This is a genomic window from Streptomyces sp. NPDC004732, assembly GCF_040609235.1.
GTDB lineage: Bacteria > Actinomycetota > Actinomycetes > Streptomycetales > Streptomycetaceae > Streptomyces.
Window position 1 is genome coordinate 1 of the sequence record NZ_JBEXJR010000039.1, and the last position, 1,855, is coordinate 1,855.

Sequence of the window (1,855 nt, forward strand, 5' to 3'; positions counted from 1 at the left end):
GGAAAACTTTAATTGTAAAGATTCTAGAAGCCATCGAAAATGTCTCGATGATTTTATCAAATTATTTTTGATAAAGTTATTATAAAATTTATTGATACCAAAAAATTAATTCCTCTCAAAAAAAAAGAAAACAAACCGCGTAAATTTTGGTTTGTTTCCATTCTTCTATTTCTCTCGATACCTAATCAGTCGCATGCCATTGACAATGACGATGAGGATACTAGCTTCGTGGACGAACATACCTGTTCCCATGTTGACGAAACTAGGTACTAAGCCTGTACCTCCAAGGATTAGACTAGCCAGTAAAAAGAGCACAACTACAATCGCAATCACAATATTTTGTGTCATGTTGGCAACCGTGCGTTTACTTAAACCATATGCGTGGACAAGTTCATCAAAACTAGACTTCATTAGCACGATATCGGACGTTTCAATCGCAGTATCAGTACCAGAACCCATTGCGATACCTATATTAGCAAGTGCCAAACTAGGAGAATCGTTGACACCATCACCGATAAAAGCAATTTTTTTACCAGAGTTTTTGAGTGATTTGACAACTTCAGCTTTTTCTTCAGGCATGAGATTGGCACGTACTTCATCGATGCCGAGTTGGGCGGCGACTGCTTTAGCTGTTGTCTCGTTGTCTCCAGTCAGCATAATCATACGAGAAATACCTTCGTGGCGTAGTTCTTCGAGGGATTCTTTGACACCAGAACGTATTTCGTCCGCAATACCATAAATTAGTTGCAATCTGTTATCAGCTGCGACCAAAACAACTGATGCACCTGAATCAGTGATTTCTGTGATGTCCTGTTTCTGCTCGGGAGAAATCGTAATATGATTAACCACCATCATTTTTTCATTACCAATCAATAGGTTGTCTGCGATGATTCCCTGTCCTTTAACAACGTCCGTTTTTTCAAATTTGATAGGATTGAATTTTCCGATCATGCGTACAACTGCCGTTGCTAATGGGTGATCAGATTCATTTTCTGCTGAAGCAACTGCATCAATCAATTCTTTTGAAGCACCATAATTTTTGACAACAACAACTTCTGTATTGCCTTTCGTCAGAGTACCCGTCTTATCAAACAGAAGCGTATCAATGTGACTGAAGGTATTCATAACATCACCTCCCTTGATAAGGACGCCTCTTTTTGCACCATTCCCGATTCCTGCAACATTTGAAACAGGTGCACCAATCACGAGGGCACCAGGGCAACCAAGTACGAGAATCGTGATGGCTAGTTCTAGATTATGACTAAAAACCCAAGTAATAGCTGCAATAACAAGTACCGCTGGCGTGTAATACTTAGCAAAGCGGTCGATGAATTTCTCAGCAGGAGATTTGGTATCTTGGGCTTCTTCGACAAGTTCAATAATTTTACCAAAGGTTGTATCTTCGCCGACTTTTTCTGCTTCTACGTAAATTGTACCGTTTTCTAAGATAGAACCTGCAAAAACTTTGGTACCAGCTTCCTTTCTGATTTCACGTGATTCACCTGTGATACTGGCTTCGTTGACATAGCCAGATCCTTGGTAAATACGACCATCAACAGGAACTTGACGTCCGGTTTTTACTAAGAGTTTGTCGCCAATTTCAACTTCATCAATGTCCATTTCTTCGCCATCAGCAGATAGGGCTGTGCTGGGTGCCATATTCGTGAGTTCTTTGATACTTGATCGCGTTTTTTCAAGCGTTTTTTTCTCCAAAAATCCACCGAAAGCGAAGAGAAAAGTGACAATTGCTGATTCTTCATGTTCCTCGACGCCGGCCAACTCGCCCGGCGCTGGGGTCTTGACCACCCCCGGCACCTGCCCTGGCGCAGCGACGCCGCCCGCGCCCTGGTGCACC

At 42.0% G+C, this 1,855-nt stretch carries 1 protein-coding gene; it reads right to left on the reverse strand.

The window, feature by feature from the left end:
- Positions 1–165 precede the first annotated feature (165 nt).
- On the reverse strand, positions 166–1,855 hold a 1,690-nt coding region (locus tag ABZV77_RS42600; protein WP_356268778.1), incomplete at its 5' end, for a heavy metal translocating P-type ATPase.